The 20,972-nt window shown below is 68.8% G+C and carries 19 protein-coding genes; 9 read left to right on the forward strand and 10 right to left on the reverse strand.

The features are described 5' to 3' along the window. Nucleotides 1-19: 19 nt before the first annotated feature. A complete protein-coding gene (gene msrB / locus LGM71_RS25245) occupies nt 20-553 on the reverse strand; it encodes a peptide-methionine (R)-S-oxide reductase MsrB (RefSeq protein WP_226117103.1) in 534 nt (177 codons plus the stop codon). A gap of 340 nt (nt 554-893) precedes the next feature. Next, complete coding sequence (locus tag LGM71_RS33210; protein ID WP_257129397.1) at nt 894-1,022, reverse strand: hypothetical protein; 129 nt, start codon at nt 1,020-1,022, stop codon at nt 894-896. Nucleotides 1,023-1,250: 228 nt separating this feature from the next. On the opposite strand from LGM71_RS33210, the gene LGM71_RS25250 reads away from it, so the two are divergent. Next, nucleotides 1,251-2,201: a hypothetical protein gene (locus LGM71_RS25250; protein WP_319000402.1), complete on the forward strand. Its 951-nt coding sequence runs from the start codon at nt 1,251-1,253 to the stop codon at nt 2,199-2,201. 121 nt (nt 2,202-2,322) lie between these two features. Here the strand turns inward: LGM71_RS25250 and LGM71_RS25255 are convergent, their stop codons facing one another. From LGM71_RS25255 to LGM71_RS25265, 3 genes are all read right to left on the reverse strand, one after another. Next, entirely contained in the window at nt 2,323-3,465 is a 1,143-nt protein-coding gene (locus LGM71_RS25255) for an FAD binding domain-containing protein (RefSeq protein WP_226117105.1), read from the reverse strand. Next, entirely contained in the window at nt 3,462-3,686 is a 225-nt protein-coding gene (locus LGM71_RS25260; protein WP_226117107.1) for a hypothetical protein, read from the reverse strand. The genes LGM71_RS25255 and LGM71_RS25260 overlap by 4 nt, the downstream gene beginning before the upstream one ends. A gap of 129 nt (nt 3,687-3,815) precedes the next feature. Further along, nucleotides 3,816-4,535 carry a TetR/AcrR family transcriptional regulator gene (locus LGM71_RS25265; protein WP_059606062.1) on the reverse strand — a complete coding sequence of 240 codons (720 nt, stop codon included), beginning with the start codon at nt 4,533-4,535 and terminating at the stop codon, nt 3,816-3,818. Nucleotides 4,536-4,901: 366 nt separating this feature from the next. On the opposite strand from LGM71_RS25265, the gene LGM71_RS25270 reads away from it, so the two are divergent. The 3 genes from LGM71_RS25270 to LGM71_RS25280 are packed head-to-tail and all read left to right on the forward strand — an operon-like array spanning nt 4,902 to nt 8,093. Further along, complete coding sequence (locus LGM71_RS25270) at nt 4,902-5,633, forward strand: YoaK family protein (RefSeq protein WP_059681405.1); 732 nt, start codon at nt 4,902-4,904, stop codon at nt 5,631-5,633. 49 nt (nt 5,634-5,682) lie between these two features. Beyond that, nucleotides 5,683-6,624, forward strand: a complete 942-nt coding sequence (locus LGM71_RS25275; RefSeq protein WP_175817121.1) for a glyoxalase — start codon at nt 5,683-5,685, stop codon at nt 6,622-6,624. Between the two features lie 26 nt (nt 6,625-6,650). After that, nucleotides 6,651-8,093, forward strand: a complete 1,443-nt coding sequence (locus tag LGM71_RS25280) for an alginate export family protein (RefSeq protein ID WP_226117109.1) — start codon at nt 6,651-6,653, stop codon at nt 8,091-8,093. 18 nt (nt 8,094-8,111) lie between these two features. Here LGM71_RS25280 and LGM71_RS25285 read toward each other — a convergent pair whose 3' ends face one another. After that, nucleotides 8,112-9,017, reverse strand: coding sequence for a LysR family transcriptional regulator (locus LGM71_RS25285; RefSeq protein ID WP_124902499.1), 906 nt, complete (start codon nt 9,015-9,017; stop codon nt 8,112-8,114). 133 nt (nt 9,018-9,150) lie between these two features. Here LGM71_RS25285 and LGM71_RS25290 point away from each other — a divergent pair, with 133 nt between their 5' ends. Together LGM71_RS25290 and LGM71_RS25295 are read left to right on the forward strand one after the other, a co-directional pair. Next, a complete protein-coding gene (locus LGM71_RS25290; protein WP_226117111.1) occupies nt 9,151-9,801 on the forward strand; it encodes a DsbA family oxidoreductase in 651 nt (216 codons plus the stop codon). Between the two features lie 199 nt (nt 9,802-10,000). Continuing rightward, on the forward strand, nt 10,001-10,942 hold the full coding sequence (locus LGM71_RS25295; protein WP_226117503.1) for an MBL fold metallo-hydrolase: 942 nt from the start codon (nt 10,001-10,003) through the stop codon (nt 10,940-10,942). Nucleotides 10,943-10,981: 39 nt separating this feature from the next. Here LGM71_RS25295 and LGM71_RS25300 read toward each other — a convergent pair whose 3' ends face one another. After that, nucleotides 10,982-11,890, reverse strand: a complete 909-nt coding sequence (locus tag LGM71_RS25300; RefSeq protein WP_124627294.1) for a helix-turn-helix domain-containing protein — start codon at nt 11,888-11,890, stop codon at nt 10,982-10,984. 398 nt (nt 11,891-12,288) lie between these two features. Here LGM71_RS25300 and LGM71_RS25305 point away from each other — a divergent pair, with 398 nt between their 5' ends. The 3 genes from LGM71_RS25305 to LGM71_RS25315 all read left to right on the forward strand — a co-directional run bounded on the left by LGM71_RS25305 (nt 12,289) and on the right by LGM71_RS25315 (nt 18,008). Beyond that, complete coding sequence (locus tag LGM71_RS25305) at nt 12,289-15,186, forward strand: ATP-binding protein (RefSeq protein ID WP_226117112.1); 2,898 nt, start codon at nt 12,289-12,291, stop codon at nt 15,184-15,186. A gap of 164 nt (nt 15,187-15,350) precedes the next feature. Beyond that, nucleotides 15,351-17,240, forward strand: coding sequence for an amidohydrolase (locus LGM71_RS25310; RefSeq protein ID WP_226117114.1), 1,890 nt, complete (start codon nt 15,351-15,353; stop codon nt 17,238-17,240). Between the two features lie 96 nt (nt 17,241-17,336). Then, complete coding sequence (locus LGM71_RS25315; RefSeq protein ID WP_226117116.1) at nt 17,337-18,008, forward strand: phosphohydrolase; 672 nt, start codon at nt 17,337-17,339, stop codon at nt 18,006-18,008. Nucleotides 18,009-18,094: 86 nt separating this feature from the next. Here LGM71_RS25315 and LGM71_RS25320 read toward each other — a convergent pair whose 3' ends face one another. The 3 genes from LGM71_RS25320 to LGM71_RS25330 form a co-directional block, all read right to left on the reverse strand. Continuing rightward, entirely contained in the window at nt 18,095-19,207 is a 1,113-nt protein-coding gene (locus tag LGM71_RS25320; RefSeq protein WP_226117118.1) for an alkene reductase, read from the reverse strand. Between the two features lie 153 nt (nt 19,208-19,360). Continuing rightward, nucleotides 19,361-20,578, reverse strand: a complete 1,218-nt coding sequence (locus LGM71_RS25325; RefSeq protein ID WP_226117119.1) for an MFS transporter — start codon at nt 20,576-20,578, stop codon at nt 19,361-19,363. 184 nt (nt 20,579-20,762) lie between these two features. Next, nucleotides 20,763-20,945 (reverse strand): hypothetical protein, encoded by a 183-nt coding sequence (locus tag LGM71_RS25330; RefSeq protein WP_226117121.1) that lies wholly within the window; start codon nt 20,943-20,945, stop codon nt 20,763-20,765. Nucleotides 20,946-20,972: the final 27 nt, after the last annotated feature.

Here is a 20,972-nt window from a genome sequence, read left to right on the forward strand (position 1 = left end):
GGTCGGGGATGGGGCCGGATCAGGCGGCGGCCGGGTGGAAGGCGAGCGCGAGCCCGTTCATGCAGTAGCGCAGGTTGGTGGGCGGCGGGCCGTCGTCGAACACGTGGCCGAGATGGCCGCCGCAGCGGCGGCAGTGCACCTCGGTGCGGACCATCCCGAACGACGTGTCGGCGTCGGTCGCGACAGCGTGGTCGAGCGGCTTCCAGAAGCTCGGCCAGCCCGTGTGGCTGTCGAACTTGGTGGCCGACGAGAACAGTGCGAGGCCGCAGCCCGCGCACGCGAACGTGCCGGGGCGGTGCTCGTCGTTCAGCGGGCTGCTGTATGGCCGCTCGGTGCCGGCGTCGCGCAGGATCGCGTACTGGGCGGGCGTGAGCCGGCGATGCCATTCGGTGTCGCTGAGGGTGACCTCGTATGGCGCGGCCAGCTTCGGCGCGGCCGTCGACGCGGCGAACGCGCGGCTGACCAATGTGCGGCGGCCGGCCGACGACAGCGCCGCGAGCGTGGCGAGGCCGGTGGCGCCGGCGAACAGCAGCAGATGTCTGCGGGTGGGCATGATGGGCTCCTGGAAGCAGGTCCTGAAAACATGCGCCCATCGTAGTCAGCGGCCGGTGTCGAAGTCCTCACGGAAAGTTAAATGAATTGTGATGTTTGCCGGAGGAGGCGGCCGCGTCGACGGGATGGTGTCCGGCCAAGCGCCGGCCGGCCAGGGCTCGGTAGTCGGCTGCGCCGGGTTCTGCCGTGACCATGAGCAAGAGGCGTCTCCAACTACGGCCATGCATCAAGTATGCGACTGCTTCCCGGTGTTCGCTGCGGCAGCAAGCAGGCGGGATGAGTCCGGCGGCGGTGTGGCGCAGTCAGGTCCCGGTCGGTTGAAACTGCCGGAGGGTTCGCCGTCATAGGAGGCAAACGCGTTGCAAGGTCACTGTGCGCTGATACACGGCTTTATTGAGCCACGGCACGAACACGTACTCGTCGTATGCGTCGCAGCCGATCAGGATCCAGTGGGACAGGACGTTGGACACGATGGGCCTCCTTGATTTCGCTGGCGTCGTTGTGGCGGGGCCTATGCATCGCGATCGGCATCCGTCGTGCTCACACCCGGTATACCGGGCGAGCCCGGCGCCTATTCCCGAGGCCGCGTGATGCGCTTCATGCGCCGGATGCCGCGCGTCGCCGGAATAAACGGGACCGCTCGGTGGTATGCCGATCAGGCAGCATCACTCAGCGCACGTTTCGACGGGGAGGTTTCGATGAACGACAAGCCCACGCAAACCCGTGACATCCTGCGCGGAGCGCGGCGCGTTCGCGAGGTTCCCGCGAACGCAGACGAGGCCTCGGCGTCACCATCCTTCCGGGAACACGTCGACATGCGCCCGCCGTCGCACGACCGCGCGTCGTATCCCGCGCAGCACGCGCACGATGCCGGGAAGCCGGCGTCCGCGCATGACGGGCTGCACAAGATAGCGCGGAGGCTGCAACTCGGCTCCGGCATCATGTTGTGGATCTATATTTCCGTTCACATGGTCAATCATGCGCTCGGCATCTGGTCGGTCGACGTTGCCGAGCGCGGCCTGCACCTGGCGATCGGTGTCTGGCAAAGCCTGCCCGGGACGATCCTGCTGTACGGCGCAGCCGGCCTGCATTTCGCGCTGGCGCTCCGCACCATCTACGGCCGTCGGCACTGGGCGCTGCCGCCGGCCGAATGGCTGCGTCTTTGGGCGGGACTCAGCCTGCCGCTGCTGTTGATCCGCCACGTCGTCGGCACACGCGTCGCGACGTCGTTCTACGGCTTCGAACCGAACTACGCACGGGTCGTCGTGGCGCTGCTGACGAGCGGCACGCAGGGCCTGCAGATCGCGCTGCTCGCGCCGGGGTGGGTGCACGGCAGCCTCGGGTTGTGGTTTCATTTGCGCCGGCGTGCGTTTTTCCATCGCGCGAGGTTTGTGCTGCTGGGGGTGCTCGTACTATTGCCCGTGCTGTCGGCGGCCGGATTCGTGCAGATGACGCGGGCGGTGGTGCCGGGCAGTCTCGCCGTCGCGGCCCCCGACGCGACGCTGGTGGCCCATCGTGCCGCGCTCGACAGCTGGCGGCATCTTCTCGTCGCCGGCTACCTGTCGCTGATCGTCGTTGCGTTCGCCGGCGGGCAGTGGCGAAACCGGTTCGCTGGCGGCGTTTCGCGCGGCGCGCCCCGGGAGCAGTAAGCGGGTGCGCGAACCTGCCGGGTCCGCGCCTGGCCGGCGATCCGCACGAGTCGGCTGCGTCTGCTCGAAGCTTGCGCGGCCGAACATGGCACGCGGCATCTCGACACCGGCCTGCCGCCGGTCACGCCCGTCCCATGATCCGCGTGCCGAGCGAGATGCCGAGTTCGGACAGCGAAGCGTTGTTCGCGAGCTGGGCGGCCTCCCAGCGCGACAGCGCGGCGTCGAATGCGCATGCGCGCACGCCGCCGCGCAGCGCTTCGGCGAGACCAACCGCGTTCTGCGCCGCCTTCGCGACACCGGCGGCCGTATGCGGTCGCACGAGGCAGGCCGCGTCGCCGAGCAGCACCGCGCGGCCGAACGCCATGCGCTCGACCGCGAGATCGAGGATCGCCTGCGCGAACGGCGCCTGGGTCGCCTCGACGAGCGCGGCGAGCGTTGGCGCGAGCAACCGGCGGCCGGTGTCCACGAGTTCGAGCCGGTTGTCGTCGCGCATTGCGCCGGGCGGCAGCGAGCCGTCGCGCTGCGTGCCGTCCTGCGCGAGAAACAGCGACGGCACGCGATCCTGCTCGAGCCGCCGGTACCAGACCCAGTTCACGCGCCGCTTGCCCGGATCGATCGCACCGTCGCGGCCGGGCACGAGGTAGGTCAGGAACAGATGCGCGTTGCCTTGCTGGAACGTGAACCGATCGCGCAGCACCTGCAGCACCGAGTCGGGAAGCGTGTGCTCGTCGACGAGCCCGCGCCATGCGACATAGCCCGCATACGCGGGCCGCGCGTCGGGCAGCAGCTGGGCACGCACGGCCGAGCGGCCGCCGTCCGCGCCGACCAGCAGGTCGGCACACTCGACGCGCCCGTCCGCGAAATGCGCGATCACGCGCGCGCCGTCCTGTTCGAACCGCTCGAACGATACGCCAGCGTGCACGACGCCGGCGGGCAGCGCGCGCTTCAGCGCGGTGTAGATCACGTTCCACGCGGTCTGCGTTTGCGGCATGTAAAGGCGCTGCACGATCCGGTCGTGCTCGTCGAGATAGATCCGGTCGACCGAATCGACGCCCGCATCGCGCGGCACCGGCACGCCGCCGAATGCGAACGCGCGCTCGATCGGCGGCTGCAGCACGATGCCGCCGCCGCGGCTGTCGAGGTCGTTGGGCGACTGTTCGAATACCTTGACGCGCCATCCGGCCGCGCGCAGCGCGGTCGCCGTGAACAGTCCGCCCACCGATCCGCCAATGACGATCGCCGAGGGGCCCGCAACGTCGCTCATGATTCCGCTCCCGCGATGATTCGTCGCGCGCGGCGAATCATCCATTCCCAATGCTTCAGGAAATCGACAGGCAATGCGTTCACGCGCTCCGGCTGTTCTTCGCGCGCCATGTTGCGCTTGTCGTAGCCGGTGGCCGGCCCGCTGCCGGCGTCGATGTAGTGCAGGCGCCGATCGTTCGCGGTGACGGCGTGATGCGTGATCGAAGACGTGTTGGTGGTCATGTGACGGTCCCAGTGCGGTTCGGCCCGCAGGCGCCCGGACGCGGGCGCAAGTGCCTTTCGAGGATAGGCGAAGCGACCGGCACACCGGATGAATTGTTCTGAATTCGTCGGGCGGCGCGCGGGGCCGCGCTACACGCGGCGGCGTCGCCGCGCGGCCGCGCCGGACGCGAGCTGCTTGAGCGTAGCGGGCGTGCCGTGGAGAAACGCGTCGACCAGCCGTTCGATTTCGGTGTCGAGATCGTCGGGCACCGGCAACCCGTACACCCACTTGCGAACGCCGAAATAGAAGATGCTCGCGTGCAGGCTCCAGACGAGCTCGATTTCAGCGTTGCGCTGGGCCTCCGTCGCCGGCGTGGCGATGTCGTATTCGTGCCGCAGTTCGCGCAGCACCGGCAGGAACACGCGTTCGCGCAGCCGCGACAGATAGCGCGTGTTGAAGCCCTCGCGGCTGAGCCCCGCGAAGATGAAGGTGCGGATCCATTCGCGCCGCAGGATGGTTTGCGCGTACGCGCGGTAGAACGCGACCAGCCGCTCCTGCAGCGGGACCGTGCGATCCGCGATCATTTTTTCCCAGTCCGGGTTCCACGTGTAGACCTCGTCGTACACGCGATCGATCAGCGCTTCCTTGCTCGGAAAGTACCGGTACAGCAGCGGCTGGGTGACGCCGATCTGCCGCGCCAGCTCGCGCGTGCTGCCGGAAAAGCCGTGCGTCGCGAAGTGCTCGATCGCCTTCTCGACGATTTGCCGCTCGCGCGCTTCCGGCGCGAGGCGCCGGCCCGGCGTGACGGCGTTGCCGTCGGCATCCGTCCCGCGCTCTCGGGCTGGCGTGCTGCGTTTTCTTTCGGTCATGCATCGGCTCCTGATCGCGTGCGCTCTTAAGCTATCGATCGAAAAATAACACGATCGGACCGCGAGGGCCGCTCGGGGCGTGCCTGCCGACGCGATGCGCGAACCGTTGCGCACGTGCCGCGCGTCGCGTCGACCGCGCCGTCCGTCGGGGCGTCCGGGCAGCCAATTCAGGAAAATTCAGGCCCATCGCCATGACATTAAGACGCGCCTTAACTAGTCTTGCTTCCGAACAGCCGTTTGGACCGGACGCCAGTCGGCACCGCCGGGCCGTTCGGCACAACCGGAGCGGAACATGCGTGATCTGATCTCGCCGGACGCAGGCATCGCGTGCGCCGGCGCAACCGTCGCCATCCAGGAGGCCGGGGCATGCCGACGCAGCCGGTAACCGCGGCCGCGGCACCCGATCACGTGCGTGGCGAGGACGTCTTTCTTGCGTCGATCGCCGGCTACGTCGACACGCTCGGCTTCGTCGCGCTGTTCGGCCTGTTTACCGCGCACGTCACCGGCAACTTCATCCTGATCGGCTCGGGGCTGGCCGGCGTCGGGCAAGGGCTCGCGATCAAATGGCTCGCGTTTCCGGCCTTCATCGCCGGTATCGTCGGCGCGCGCGTGCTCGATCACCGGATGCGTTCGCTGGGCCACGGCCCGCGCGCGCGTTCGCTCTATGCGCTTCAGGCCGTGCTGCTGGCCGGGTTCATGCTGGCCGGCGTGATGGCGTCGCCGATCGCCGACGCCGATGCGCCGCGCACGATCCTGTGCGGTCTGCTCGGCGCCGCGGCAATGGGTGTCCAGAACGCGCACGGCCGGCTGACGGCCCGCTCGGTCGTCGCCAACACGGTGATGACGGGCAACGTCACGCAGGCGGTGATCGATGCGTTCGACTGGCTCGTGCCGCTTGCCGCGCCGGCCGAACGCGACGCCGCGCGCGCGCGACTGCGGCGCACGCTGCCGCCGGTCGCGGCCTTCGCGCTCGGTGCGGGCGCGGGGGCCGCGGCGTACGTATTCGCCGCCTTCTGGGCGCTGGCGCTGCCGCTCGCGACCTTGTGCTTCCTCGCCTACCGATCCGGCCGGCCCGACGTCGGGCCGGCATCACGCTGAATCCGCGCGCGACGCACGGCAGCGCTTACCACTTTCAAGGAGAATTTCGATGATTGCACTGAAGTTGCGACAGGTATTGCGGATGACGGCCGCGTCGACGGCCATGCTCGGCGCATTGCTGGCGACCGCGCCGGCCCATGCGGACGAGACGCGTCTGCTCGAGACCTCGTCCGCGAAGGTGCCGGCCGTCTCGGTCGGTCCGCAATACGACACGACGCACGTGTGCGTCGCGCCGGAAGACTTCGACCGCTTCACCGACAGCTTCGTCGCCACGTTCGGCGGCAAGAAGTCGCAGCAGGGCGTGTTCCAGGTCACGCCGACGCCGAGCCAGACGATGTCGCAGCTCGTGTTCACGCCGTCCGGCACGATCTCGGTGTTCGGCTTCAAGACGCCGATCCCATACCCGTTCTGCGAGGAGCGCACCGGCTACCTCGTCACCGACATGGACGTCGCGATGAAGTCGGCGCGCGCGCATGGCGCGGACGTGGTCGTCGACACGTTCCCCGATCCGATCGGCCGCGACGCGATCATTCGCTGGCCGGGCGGCGTGAACATGCAGCTGTACTGGCACACCCAGGCGCCGCACTACGATCCGCTGCAGACCGTGCCGGAAAATCGCGTGTACGTGTCGCCGGAAAGCGCGAGCAAGCTGGTGCACGACTTCGTCGCGTTCTCGCGCGGCAAGGTCGTGTCCGACGTGCGCAAGGCGCCGGGCATCGAGATCGGCCGGCCGAACGACACGTACCGCCGCATCCGCATCGAGTCGGGCTTCGGCAAGATGACCGTGCTCGCCACCGACGGCCATCTGCCTTATCCGTTCGGGCGCGAAATGACCGGCTACGAAGTGGCGGACCTTGCCGCCACGCTGGAGAAGGCCAAGGCCGCCGGCGTGACCGTTCTGGTACCGACCTTCACGTCGGACGGGCGCGATGCGGCGCTCGTGCAGTTCCCGGGCGGCTATGTCGCCGAGATTCACGCGCGGTCGAAGTGATGGACCGGCGGTCGATGAGGCGGTCGATGAAGCGGGCGTGGCGTGGCGCGTTGCCGGCGGCCATGCTGGTGGGCGGCGTCGCGACGCACGCCGGGACGGCCGCTGGCGCCGAGGAAACCGCGGCGCCTGCATCGACCGCCGCCGCGACGTGCACCGCGACGCGTCCTGCGGTGCTGTTCAACCGCTGGCAGGAAGACTGGTCGGTGCTCGCCAATCCATGCGTTCCGCGCAAGCCGCTCGACGGGCTGAAGTACATCCCGCTCGGCGCCGACCCGTCGACCTACCTGTCGCTCGGCGCGAACCTGCGCGAGCGCTTCGAGCTGAACAACGCGCCGCTGTTCGGGCTCGGCGCCGCCCACGACGACAACTACGTGATCCAGCGTGCGACGGTGCATGCGGATCTGCGCTATGCCGGACATTTCCAGGCGTTCGTCCAGTTCGTCGATGCGCGGCCGTTCGGCAAGGATACGGTCGGCCCGGTCGACAAGGATCAGCTCGACATCGAGCAGGCGTTCGTCGCGTATGTCGACCAGGTCGGCGGCGGCACGTTCAAGACCCGCATCGGCCGGCAGGAGATGGCGTTCGACTTGCAGCGGTTCGTGTCGGTGCGCGACGGCCCGAACGTGCGCCAGGCGTTCGATGCGCTGTGGGCCGATTACGAAATCGGCAAGTGGCGGCTGATCGGCTATGTGACGCGTCCTGTGCAGTATCGCAACGACGCGGTATTCGACGACGTGTCGAACCGGCACCTCAGATTCGACGGCGTGCGCGTCGAGCGCAACGATGTGGGACCCGGTGACCTGTCGGGCTACTGGTCGCGCTATACGCGCGACAACGCGCGCTATCTGGGCGGGGCCGGCACCGAGCGGCGCGACGTGTTCGACATGCGCTACGCCGGCAAGTCTTCCGGGTTCGACTGGGACGCCGAGGCGATGCTGCAGACCGGGCACATCGGGCAGGACACGATCGGTGCGTGGGCGTTCGGCGCGCTGGGCGGCTACACGTTCGCGAAGACGCCGGGTACGCCGCGCATCGGCATCCAGGTCGACGGCGCGTCGGGCGACAAGCATCCCGGCGACGGACGCATGGGCACCTTCAACCCGCTGTTCCCGAACGGCTCTTACTTCACGCTCGCCGGCTATACGGGCTACACCAACCTGATTCACGTGAAGCCGTCGCTGACGTTCAAGCCGGCCGGCAACGTGACAGTGCTGACCGCGGTCGGTTTCCAGTGGCGCGAGACGACGGCCGACGCGATCTACGGGCAAGGGATGCAGGCCGTGCCCGGCACGGCCGGCAAGGGCGGCGCGTGGACGGGCATGTACGCGCAGGCCCGCGTGGACTGGCTCGTCAATGCGAACACGGCGCTGGCGGTCGAGGCGGTGCACTTCCAGCTCGCCGATTCGATTCGCGCGCTGGGCGCGCGCAATGCCGACTATGTCGGCGTGGAGGCGAAGTTCGGCTGGTGACGCGACGTGCCGCGCGGCTCAGTGCTGCGCGCCGGCGAGCGTCTCGACGAAATCGATGAACGCCGTGACGCGCTTCGAGCCGCGCTGATTCGGCAGGTACAGCGCGGTGACGACCGAGCGCGCCGCATCGGGCATGACGTCGTACTGTTCGAAGAGCCTGCGCAAGCGGCCCGACTGGACGTCGGCATCGACCAGCCAGTCGGGCAGCAGCGCGATGCCGGCGCCGTCCAGCACGGCATCGCGCAACACTTCGCTGTGGTTCGATTTCAGGCGCCCGGTGACGAGCACTTTCGTCGTGCCGTGCGCATCCGCAAACGTCCACGCCTGCTGGTCGCCGCCGAAATGAAAGCGCAGGCAGCCGTGATCGACCAGCTCGCCCGGCGCCGATGGCGTGCCGTGTGCATCGAGGTAGTCGTGGCTCGCGACGACATAGCGCTGGAACGTGCCGAGCTGTCGCGCGACGACTTCCGCGGATGGGGCCGCTTCGCCGAGCCGGATCGCGACGTCGATCCGGCCGGTGACGAGATCGACGCGTTCGTCGGTGAGCTGCAGGTCGAGATCGAGCTTCGGATAGCGCGCGAGGAAGGCCGCGACGTGCGGCGCGATGCGGCGCATGCCGTACGCGACCGGCACCGACACGCGCAGCGGCCCGGACGGCTCGTCGCCGCGATCGGCGACCAGTGCGTCGGCTTCCGCGAGTTCCTCGAGCAGCCGCTTCGCGCGTGCGTAGTACACGGAGCCGGCATCGGACAGCGTGACCTGTCGCGTCGTGCGGTTCAGCAGCACGGTGCCGAGCGACGCCTCGAGCGCATCCACCGCGCGCACCACCGACGAGGCCGCGAGATCGAGACGTCGTCCCGCGCTCGAGAAGCCGCCGGCTTCCGCTACTTCCACGAACGCGCGCAGCGCGGAGAACTTGTCCATGTCGTCGCCCTTGTAACTTCGTGACTTCGTGCCTTTGTGCGTATCGCAACGATGCGTTGCGTGCCGTTCGCATTCTATCGCCGGCCCGCAAGCGCTATCTTCAGGACTGGCAATGTACAGGAAGGAGCGTGCGATGAAACCCCTCGAAGTAACGGTGACCTACGATCTCATCTGCCCGTGGTGCTGGATCGCGGAGCACAGGCTCGCGGAAGCGATCGACGAAGCAGGCCTGGTCGGCAACGTGAGCGTCCGGTTCGTGCCGTTCGAACTGAACCCGACGATGCCGGCCGGCGGCATCGACCGCAAGGCGTACCGGAGCGCGAAGTTCGGCAGCTGGGCGCGCTCGCAGGCACTCGACGCGCATGTGGCCGAAGCCGGCCGCGCGGCGGGCCTCGTGTTCGATCATGCGCGGATCGCGCGCACGCCGAACACGCGGCTTGCACACCGGCTCGTCTGGTTCGCCCAGCAACGCGGCAGCGCCGTCGCGCTCGTCGATGCGCTATTCGCCGCGTATTTCCGCGACGGCCGCGATATCGGCGACGCGGACGTGCTGGTCGAGATTGCGACGGGCGCCGGTTTGCCGGGCGACACGGTGCGTGCGTTCCTCGCGTCCGGCGAAGGGCTCGACGCGGTGGTCGCGCTCGAAGCGGAGGCGGTGCGTGAAGGCGTCGCTTCGGTGCCGTCGACGCGCATCGGCCTGTCGGTCGTCAGTGGCGCGCAGCCGGCTGCCGTCTTTCGCGATGCATTGATTGACGCGCAGCGCGCGCTCGACCAGATCGCCTGAATCTTGGCCGGCGCCGCCGAGGCATGGCTTTCAGAACGATTCATGTCCCGCTCAGGATTATTGCGAACCGGGCCGGTAAGCTCGGTGTCGTGCGCACGTCGCCGGCCGGGCCGGCAAGCCGGCGCGCAATGTCGCAACGTCGATATGCAACCGGGAAACGGACATGAAGAACCTGAATTGGCGCACGCGCGCGGGCGGCATGCTGCTCGTCGCGTGGTGCTTCGGCATCCTCGCATCGGTCGCGTTCGCCGCAGAGCCGGGCGGCGGAAACCAGGCCCCCGGCTTCTATCGGCAGAAGCTCGGCGATCTGCAGATCGTCGCGCTGTCTGACGGCACGCATCCGTTTCCGATCGATACGGTCTTCCGCGATGTGTCGAAGGCCGAAATCCGGCGCGATCTCGATCGCGCGTTTCTCGAACCGCCGGTACAGGGGTCGATCAATGCGTTCCTGGTCGATACGGGAACGAAGCGGATTCTCGTCGATACCGGCGCCGGCGTGCTGTACGGCGACTGCTGCGGCAAGCTGCTCGCCAACTTGCGTGCGGCAGGCTATGCGCCCGAGCAGATCGACGAAGTGTTGCTCACGCACCTGCACAAGGATCACGTCGGCGGCATCGTGTCGAACGGCAGGATGACCTTTCCGAATGCGGTCGTCCGCGTGAACGAGGTCGAGGCGAATTATTGGCTCGATCCGGACAACAAGGCACAGGCGCCGGCGTTCCTCGCGTCGTTTTTCGATGCGGCGGCCGCGTCGGTCGCGCCGTACGTCGCGGCCGGGCGCTTCAAGACGTTTCGCGGCGAAGCGACGCTCGCCCCGGGCATTCGCGCGGTGCCGATGCCCGGTCATACGCCGGGCCATACGGCCTATCTGATCGAGAGCGGCAACGCCGGGCTGCTCGCGTGGGGCGACATCGTGCACGTCGCGGCGATCCAGTTGCAGGATCCGGACGCGACCGTCCAGTACGACAGCGATGCCGACACGGCGCGCCGCACCCGGCGCGATACGCTGAAGCGCGTCGCGGACAAGCGTTATCTGGTCGGTGCCGCGCACATCGCGTTTCCCGGGCTCGGGCATTTGCGCAGGGATGGGGAGCAGTATGACTGGGTGCCGGTCAATTACGACACGACACCGGTTCGGTGACGCGAAGGCGCGCGGCAGCAGTGATCGCGCGTGACGGAATCAGCGCGACAGTTCGCGCCGCCATGCGCCGGGCGGATGGCCGACGATCCGCGCGAACACGCGGTTCAGGTGGCTCTGGTCCGAGAAGCCGCAGGCGACCGCGATTTCCGCGAGCGTCATGTCGGTCGTCTCGATGAGTTGCCGGGCGCGGATCACGCGCTGTTCGAGCAGCCATTGATGCGGCGTGCGTCCCGTCGTTCGCGAGAACGCACGGATGAAATAGCCGCGCGACAGGTCGCATTCGCTCGCGACCTCCTCGATCGACACGCCGAGATCCGCCTTTTCCATCAGCAGCTCCTTGGCGAGCGCGGCTTTGGCCGGCGACAGTACGCCCTTGCGCTGCAGGTCGCGCGCGCGCGTATTGCCGTAGCGGCATGCCAGATGCGTGCCGATCGCGAGGCCCATCTGCTCGACGAACAGCGTATTCAGCGCGCCGGGCGCGTCGAGGCTGTCGGCGACGGCGTGCGCGAGATGGCCCAGCACCGCGTCCTGCACGTCAGGCGCGCAGGTCAGCCCGCCGATTTCCGTGCCGTCGTGCTCGCGGCCGAGGCGGTCGAGGTAGCTGTGCGACAGCTCGACGAGCACGAAGTCGAACTTGCCGTACAGGTCGGCGCGGAAATTCCGGGAAAAGTCGCGAATGTAGATCGAGTTGTGCTGAAACCGCCGCTCGGATTTGCCGGCCCCGCCGTAGATCGTGCGCCGGTGCCCGCCATTGAGCGACACGCCGATCAGGAAACCGCGATCGCTGGCCGCCATCTCGATGCGCTCGAATTGCTCGTCGCGCATGCATTTGCGATGGAGCTTCAGGCCGCCGACCGACCTTTCGATATCCTTGGACAGCAGGCTCGACAGACATCCGAGCGTGTCTTTCGGCGGCGCCGCGGGTGGCGCGACGAGGGGGACTTGCATGGCGGAACAATCCTTCGGTTGGGTACGGCGCGCGGGCATTTTTACGCGCAGTTTATACGGTGCGTCCGGCAGCCCCCAAGATAACTTGAATAAATGTCCGCTGGCTGACGAAATGCTTGCGGCGAACCGATTCGTGCCGCGCCGGCCCGGCAGGCGCGCGAAGGCGCTATTCCGGTCGATGTTGCCCCATTTGTATTTGCGCGACGCGGGTTCGGGGGCGTGCCCATGCGGAGGTCGCCAGTGCATTTTCCTTCAAGATTTTTATTTATACGGCGTTTACACTCGGCCCACTTTTTGAGATATCGCACCCGGCCCGTAGGGCTGGCCGGGTGCGCACTCCCGCCCCGGTGAACTGCCGTGTTCACATGGCGGTCATCGTGGGGAACCTGGAGGCGGCCATGATCCAGATCGGGACGTTGTCGGTGGATTTCGAGCAGCGAGACATTCGCTGCCACGGCGCGTCGTTGCGTATCGGCGCACGCGCGCTTGACATACTGGAAGTACTGCATCGCGCCAACGGTTCCGTCGTGTCGAAGGACGACATCATGGATGCCGTCTGGCCGGGCCTGATCGTCGAGGAGAACCGGCTGCAGGTCCATGTCGCGACGTTGCGCAAGGCGCTGGGCGCGAACCGCGACCTGATCAAGACGGTGCCGGGCCGCGGTTACCTGCTGATCGCGAATCCCGCCGTCGCACACGAGGCGCCGCCGCGCGCGACCGCGTTGCCGCAGGACGCCGTCGTCGCTGCCCGTCCGGTTCCGCTGGTCGGACGTCAGGCCGAGATCGAGCAGATCGTCGCCATGATCGAACGCGCGCCGGTCGTCACGCTGGTCGGTGCGGGCGGCATCGGCAAGACGAGCCTGGCCGACCGGGTCGCGCACGAACTGCGCAGCCGGTCCGGCGAGCGCGTCCTGTTCGTGGCGCTGGCGAGTGCCGCGACGCGCGACGACGTGCTGCTCGCGATTGCCGCGGAACTGGGACTCGAGACGGACGGCTTGTCGGGCATCGACCGGATCGGCGATGCGTTCGCCGCGTCGCCAGGCCTGCTTGTGCTCGACAACGCGGAGCACGTCGTCGATCTGGTTGCCGACCTCGTCGATACGCTGACGTCGCGCGCCACATCGCTGCGTGTGCTCGTGACGAGTCGCGAACCGCTTCATATCTCGGTCGAAGCCGTGTTTCGCGTGAGTCCGCTGGCGGTGCCGGACGGCGGTGCATCCGTCGACGAGATCGAGCGCTATTCGGCCGTCGAGCTGTTCCTGGCGCGGATCCGTGCCGCCACGCCCGACTGCGCGGTCGATCCGGCCGGCATCCGGCTGATCGGCGATATCTGCCGGCGTCTCGACGGGCTGCCGCTTGCCATCGAGCTGGCTGCCGCGCGCGTCGCGACGCTCGGGCTCGAGATCGTCGCGTCCCGTCTCGACGACAGGCTGAACCTGCTGACGGGCGGGCTGCGCTCGGCGCTGCCGCGCCACCAGACGTTGCGGGCGACGTTCGACTGGAGCTATGTGCTGCTGGATGCGGCCACGCGGTCGCTGTTTCGCCGGATGGCGTGCTTCATCGGCCCGTTTACGTTCGATGCCGCCCGCGAGGTTGCGATGGAGCCCGGCATGTCGGCCGCCGAGATGATCGCGGTGCTCGGCGAACTGGTCGCGAAGTCGCTGGTGACCGTCGAGTTCGACGGCGCGCAGGCGCGCTACCGGTTGACGGAATCGACGCGCGCGTATGCGCTCGAAAAGCTGCACAACGAGGGCGAATTCGACGCCATCGCCGAGCGCCATGCGCGCTACGAGCGCGAGCAGGCGGAAGCACGGATGCAGACGCAGGCACAAGCCGCGGACCTCGCGAGCCTGCGTCCGGCCGCCGGTGCGCCGGCACCGCGCGAGCCTGTGGCGGCCGAGCCGCAGGCGCTGGAGCTGGAGGCGGACGCGTTGGCGCTCGCGTTGCTGGCGCCGGCGCGGATGCGCGAATGTTCGATACCGGCGCGGCGAGCGCTCGACGCGATCGAGGCCGGGGGGGCCGCGTCCGCCGACGCGGCGCGCGAGATGCGCTTGCGCGCGGCCTATGCGGCGGCGCTGCTGCATACCGATGGCGATACGCATACGGCCGCCGCGATGTGGGACCGGACGCTCGCGCTCGCGGGCCGGATCGGCGACGAGGCATTCGACGCGCGTGCGCTGGTCGGGCTGTGGAACACGATGCTGACGCGCTCCGACATCCACGAATCGTTGCGCTACGCGACGCGCTTCGAGCGCGCCGCCGAGCGGCGGGGCGACCGGTCGCAGCGGCTGCTGGCGAACGCGATGGTCGCGACCTCGCTGCATTACTTCGGCGAGCACGCGCAGGCGCGCGAGCGGCTGGAGGCGGCGACGGACGAGCTGGCCGAGGCCGGCGAACCGCCGTGCGCGGAGGCAGCGCTGGGGATCGACGTCGCGACGCTCGGCCGGACGATGCTGACGCGGCTCGTGTGGATGCAGGGCGATCCGGAATATGCGATGCGACTGGCGGCGCAGGCGGTCGAATGCGCGCGCCGCGCCGGGGCGGGGCTGGCGTTGTGCGTCGTGCTCGGCGCCGCGGCCGTGCCGATTGCATTGCGCTATGGCGATCACGACGTGATTTCCGACTATCTCGGCACGCTGCGATCGACCGCCGAGGCGAACGGGTTCGACATCTGGCTCAATCACGCGGAATGTCTGGCCGGGCAGTTCGACATGCAGACCGGGCACCCCGGTGCCGGTCTCGCGCGGCTCGAGCCTGCGCTGCAGCGCATCGAAACGAGCGGATTCCGGCGCGCGCTCGCACCGCTGACCGTCGCGTACGCGGAGGGACTGACGCGCACGGGCCGCGCGGCCGAGGCCTGCACGAAGCTCGACGCGACGCTCGCGCGCTGCCGCGCGCACGGCGAGCATCTGTTCGTGCCCGAACTGTTGCGCGCCCGGGGGCTCGCGATGCTCGAACAGGCCCGCACTGCCGATGCGGACCTCGCGATCGCCTGCGAAGCCGACGGGCACCGTCATCTGCTGATGGGGATCCATACCGCGAACGGGCAAGGGGCAGCCATGTGGGCGCTGCGCGGCATGCTCGATCTCGCCGATCACCTGATCGAGCGTGGGCGTACCGCGCAGGCTTCGGCGCTGGTGGCCAATCTGACAGGGCATTTCGATCCGCAATCGCGCGCGTTCGATGTTCGCCGGTTGGCGCGCGTGCAGAACTTTGTTCGCCCGGAGACGACGCCGTCGACGGCCCGTACGCGCATGCGGCACGAGGCGGCGGATGCGATGCAGCAGGTGGCGTAACGGCGCGCCGGGCCCGCGCAAGACGCCGCCGCGCCATCGCGCCGCAGCCTGCCGGTCCGATCGTTCAATGTTCAAGGGGGAGTGGATGGTCCGTGTATCGTCAGTCCGGGTGCCTGCCGCGTGCGGCCGTATGCCGGCTTTGGGCGCAAGCAGGAGGCAGGACGGTGCTTAAGGCGACGGAACCCGCGGAATCGGCGGACCTCATCGTGTACAACGGCAAGATCGCGACGCAGGACGACCGGCAGTCGTTCGTGACCGCGCTCGCGGTGAAGGACGGCCGGATCCTCGCGGCCGGCAGCGGGCCCGACGTGATGCTCCACGCGCGCGCCGACACGCTTCGCATCGACCTGAACGGCCGCACCGTGATCCCGGGGCTGAACGATTCGCACCTGCACGTGATTCGCGGCGGCCTGAATTTCAACCTGGAACTGCGCTGGGACGGCGTGCCGACGCTGGCCGATGCGCTCGCCATGCTGCGCCGCCAGGTGCTGCGCACGCCGGCGCCGCAGTGGGTGCGCGTCGTCGGCGGCTGGACCGAATTCCAGTTCGCGGAGAAGCGCGGGCCGACGGTGGCCGAGCTCAACGCGATCGCGCCCGACACGCCGGTGTTCATCATGCACCTGGGCGACAGCGCGCTGCTGAACGCGGCCGCGCTGCGCGCGATCGGCTATGGCCGCGACACGTCCGATCCGCCCGGCGGCGAAATCCAGCGCGATCGTCTCGGCAGGCCGACCGGCATGCTGATCGCGCGACCGGACATGGCCGTCCTGCACACCGCGCTCGAGAAGGGCCCGAAGCTCGGTCACGACGACCAGATGAATTCGATGCGGCACTTCATGCGCGAACTGAACCGCCTCGGCGTGACGAGCGCGATCGACGCCGGCGGCGATTTCCAGGCCTTTCCGGACGACTACGGCGCGATCCTGGCGCTCGCAAAGCGCGGCGAACTGACGGTGCGCATCGCATACAGCCTGTTCGTGCAGCATCCCGGACGCGAACTCGACGACTACGCGCGCTGGGTGACGCTGGCGAAGCCCGGCGACGGCGACGCGTTCCTGCGGATGAACGGCGCGGGCGAACTGCTGGTGTATTCCGCGGCCGACTTCGGGAATTTTCTCGAACCGCGCCCCGATCTGCCCGACGTGCTCGAGGCCGAACTGGCCTCGGTGGTGCGGCTGCTGGTGCGGCATCGCTGGCCGTTCCGGCTGCACGCGACCTACGACGAATCGATCGGCCGCTTCCTGAACGTGCTCGAAGCCGTGAACCGCGACATGCCGTTCGACGGGCTGCGCTGGTTCTTCGACCACTGCGAGACGATTTCGGATGCGAACATCGCGCGCATCGCCGCGCTCGGCGGCGGCGTGACGGTCCAGCACCGGATGGCGTTCCAGGGCGAGTACTTCATTGCGCGCTACGGCGCGGAAGCGGCCACGCGCACGCCGCCGATCCGCGCGATGCTGGCGGCCGGGCTGCCGGTCGGCGCGGGCACCGATGCGACGCGCATCGCGAGCTACAACCCGTTCGTGTCGCTGTACTGGATGGTGTCCGGGCGCACCGTCGGCGGCACGGCGCTCTATCCCGAACGCAACCGGCTCAGCCGAATGGAAGCGCTGCGCCGCTACACGGTCGGCAGTGCATGGTTCTCGAACGAGGACGATCGCAAGGGCGCGTTGGTGCCCGGCCAGTATGCGGATTTCGCGGTGCTGACGGACGACTACTTCACGATCGACGAACCGCGGATCAAGTCGCTGTCGTCGGTGCTGACGGTCGTCGACGGCAAGGTCGTGCATGCGGACGACGAGTTCGCGCCGCTCGCGCCGCCGCCGCTGCCGGTCAGCCCCGCGTGGTCGCCGGTGGCCGAATTCGGCGGCGCCGGCGGAATCGGCCAACGTCGTCCGGCCGCGTCGGCGCAGCCGCGCGCGGCGGCCGGCGATGGCCCGGACGCCGGTTTCGCGCGCGGTCGCGGGCGTCGTTTCGCGCAGCGCCTTCATGTGGCAGCGATGGAGGCTGTCGAGCAGTGCGAAGCATTCGGTCAACCCGGTCTCGCGTTTTAGGATGGCGTCGGTCAACGGGCAGGCCGGCTACCCTGGCACGTGTCGCGCGATGAATGGATGATTATTCGCCCCCGGCGCGGGGCAGAAGGAGACGAGATGAGTTCTGCGCACACCTGCGCACGGGCCGGTGACGAAGTCGCCGGCGTCCGCATTCCCCGGACGCCGATGGCGATCGACGCCGCCGAAGCGGCATGCGCGTCGCTACCGCAGGTGATCACCGATCACGCTTGCCGGGTGTTCGTCCTCGCGTCGCTGGCTGCGCGCCGGGCAGGCGAGACACTCGATGCGGATGCGCTGTACGTGGCCGCGATGTACGCGAACATGGGACTGAGCACCGCGTATGGCCGCTCGACCGAGCGCTACGAGCTCGACAGCGCCGATGCCGCGCAGGCGTTCCTGCTGCGCCATCAGACGTCGCAGCACATGCGCGACGACGTGTGGCGCGCGATCGCACTGCATACGACGCCCGGCGTGGCCGCACGCGTGTCGCCGCTCGCGCGTGCGCTGGCGTCCGCCGTAGCGACCGACCTGATGGCAACCGACTTCGACGCGTATTCGGCCGACGAGCGGCGGGCGCTGCTCGCCGCGTATCCGCGCGGCGACGGGTTCGGCGACGCGTTTCTCGACGCGATCGCACGCGGGGTCGCGCACCGGCCGGCGACGACGTTCGGCACGTGGAGCGCGGATGTGCTCGAGCGCGCCGATCCGGATTTTCACCGGCCGAATTTTTGCGGACGCGTGCTGGGCGCGCGCTGGAAAGACGCCTGAAGGGATTGTTCCGGACGATCCGGCCGGCTTCGTCGGCCGTCGGGGCCGCCCGGCGATTGTCGTGCCGGGCTGCCGCCGGTGCGGGCTCAGGCGTTCCGGCCCGCCACGTCGTGACGCGCGTAGTCGACGTATCCCGCGCGGTCGCCGCCATACCAGCCGACCGTCTTCGGCGTCGCGAGCGGCGCATTCGCCGCGAGGCGTTCGACGAGATCCGGGTTGGCGATGTACGCGCGCGCGAACGCGACGAGATCGGCGTCGCCCGCATCGATCAGCGCATTCGCGGCATCCGGCGCGATGCCGCCGTTGACGATCAGCGTGCCGCCGAAGTGCTTGCGCGTGTTCTCGACGATGCGCGGCAGGTCGGGCTCCCCGCTCCAGCCGTTGGTGTCGGCCGCGTGCAGATAGGCGACGCCGGCTTCGTCGAGCATGCGGCCGACGTATGCGTACGTCGCATCCGGATCGGCGTCGCGCACGTTGTTGTACTTCGCGTACGGCGAGATGCGCACGCCCACGCGGGCCAGCGGCATCACGCCGCCGACCGCGTCGACGATTTCCTCGAGGAAGCGCGCGCGGTTCGCGACCGAGCCGCCGTAACGATCGTCGCGGCGGTTCAGCGTCGACGACAGGAACTGGTGCGGCAGGTAGCCGTTGGCCGCGTGGATCTCGACGCCGTCGAAGCCGGCTGCCATCGCGCGGACGGCTGCCTGGCGGAATTCGCCGACCGTCGCGGCGACTTCGTCCGTCGTCATCGCGCGCGACGGCGTCGCGTGAATCTTCGTGTAATAGCCGTTCTGCAATTGCGCCCACACCTGCAACTGCTCGAGATCGTCGTTGACGCCGGACGGCGACAGCGGCGCATCGCCGCCGAGCAGCGTCAGCGAACTGACCCGGCCGCCGTGCCACAGCTGCGCGAAGATGCGGCCGCCGTTCGCATGGACCGCGTCCGTGATCTGCTTCCAGCCGGCCGCCTGCTCGTCGGTGACGAGCCCCGGCGTCAGTTCGAACGCCGCGGAGGCCGGGCTGACGTTGGTCGCTTCGGTCACGATCAGGCCGGTGGACGCGCGCTGTGCGTAGTATTCAGCCATGAGTCCGGTCGGCTGGCCGCGCGACGGCGCGCGAGAGCGCGTCATCGGGCCCATCACGACACGATTGGGAAGCGGCAGGCCGCGCAGATCGTAGTGGCTGAGCAGGGAAGACATGATGGATTCCTTTTGCGTGGAGCAGGGCGGCGGCGCGTATCGTCCGACGGGCCCTGCGGAACGTTCGGTTGGGATGCCGGTGACGTGCCGGCAGCGTTCCGGCGCGCGAACGGCCCGGGCGGGATTCGCGCGTGAACCGGTGCCGGCGCTGGTTCAGGCTTGAGCGTGGCGTTCGGCGTGCGGACGCCCGATCACGAGGTAGTGAGCAAGCGCAATGATCGGGAACGCGCCGGCGACGGCGGCGACGAGCGGCCAGCCGCCATGCTCGTACAGCGGGCTCGCGAGCGCGGAGCCGACCGCGCCGCCGACGAAGATGCTCGTCATGTACAGCGCGTTCAGGCGGTTGCGGCTCGCCGCATGCAGCGCGTAGATCTCGCGCTGGCCGAGCACCATGTTCATCTGCACTGCGAAATCGAGCACGATGCCCGTGACGACGAGGCCATACAGGCCGGCGCCGTGGATCAGCGCAACCGCGTACGACAGCGTGCCGGCGACCAGCGCGATCAGCGTTGCCCGCACGGTATGGCCGGCATCCGCGAGGCGGCCCGCGACCGGCGCCGACGTCGCGCCGATCGCACCGACGAGCGCGAACAGGCCGATGGCCGATTGGGACAGCCCGTAGTGACGCGTCAGCTCGACGGGCACGGCGGTCCAGAACAGGCTGAACGACGCGAACATCAGGCCCTGGTAGAACGCGCGATGGCGCAGCACCGGCATCGTGCGGACCAGATGCAGCAGCGAGCCGATCAGTTCGAAGTAGGTCGCGCGATGATCGGGCTGGCGCGACGGGATCGTCAGCGCGAGCACGGCCGTCACGAGCGTCATCAGCACGGCGGCGGCCGCGAACACGAAGCGCCAGCCGAACGCGTCGGCCACCACGCTCGACAGCGGGCGCGCGAGCAGGATGCCGAGCAGCAGCCCGCTCATGATCGTGCCGACCACCCGGCCGCGCGAATGATCCGGCGCGAGGTGCGCGGCGAGCGGCACCAGAATCTGGACGGCAACCGAGCTGAAGCCGACCAGCAGCGAAATCGCGAGGAACAGCCCGGGCGTCTGGACGACCGCGGCCGCCGCGAGGCTCGCGATCGACACGACGGCCGTGACGATCATCAGCTTGCGGTTCTCGAGCAGGTCGCCGAGCGGCACGATGAAGAACAGGCCGAGCGCATAGCCGATCTGCGTCAGCGACACGATGAGGCTCGCGGTTCCGCCGGACATGTGCAGGCTCGGCGCGATGAGTTCGGTGATCGGTTGCGCGTAATACAGGTTCGCGACGATCGCGCCGCAACTGAACGCGAACAGCAGGATGAGGCCCTGCGTGAGCTTGGCCGCGTGCCCGTGGGCCGCAACCGGGGTGGATTCTGCTGACATGGTCGACTCCTTGAAAAGAGATGTCGGGTGCCCGTTCATCGGGCGGGCGTTACGATTGCCGTCGCGGCGAAGCGGAAGCAGCCGCATTGCCGTCAAGATTATTGATCGATCGATAACAAGGGAATACGTCCGGGACGCAATCGAGCATTGCGCGGCACGCAAAGGGGGCGGACCGTGGGCGGGTTCATGCGTGGGCGGCGAGGCCGAGATCGGTCGCGAACCGCACGCCGGCGTCGGCGAGACCGCCGCCGGGGTCGGGCAACGGCCGGTCGCGGCACTCGTGGACGACGACATCGTGGCCGATGCCATTCAGCGTGACGGCGGCGGCCAGGCCGCCGATGGAACCGCCGGCGATCGCGATCTTCATGATGCGCCTCTCGAAACGGGCCTCCGG

This window comes from Burkholderia sp. AU33545, assembly GCF_020419685.1.
GTDB lineage: Bacteria > Pseudomonadota > Gammaproteobacteria > Burkholderiales > Burkholderiaceae > Burkholderia > Burkholderia diffusa.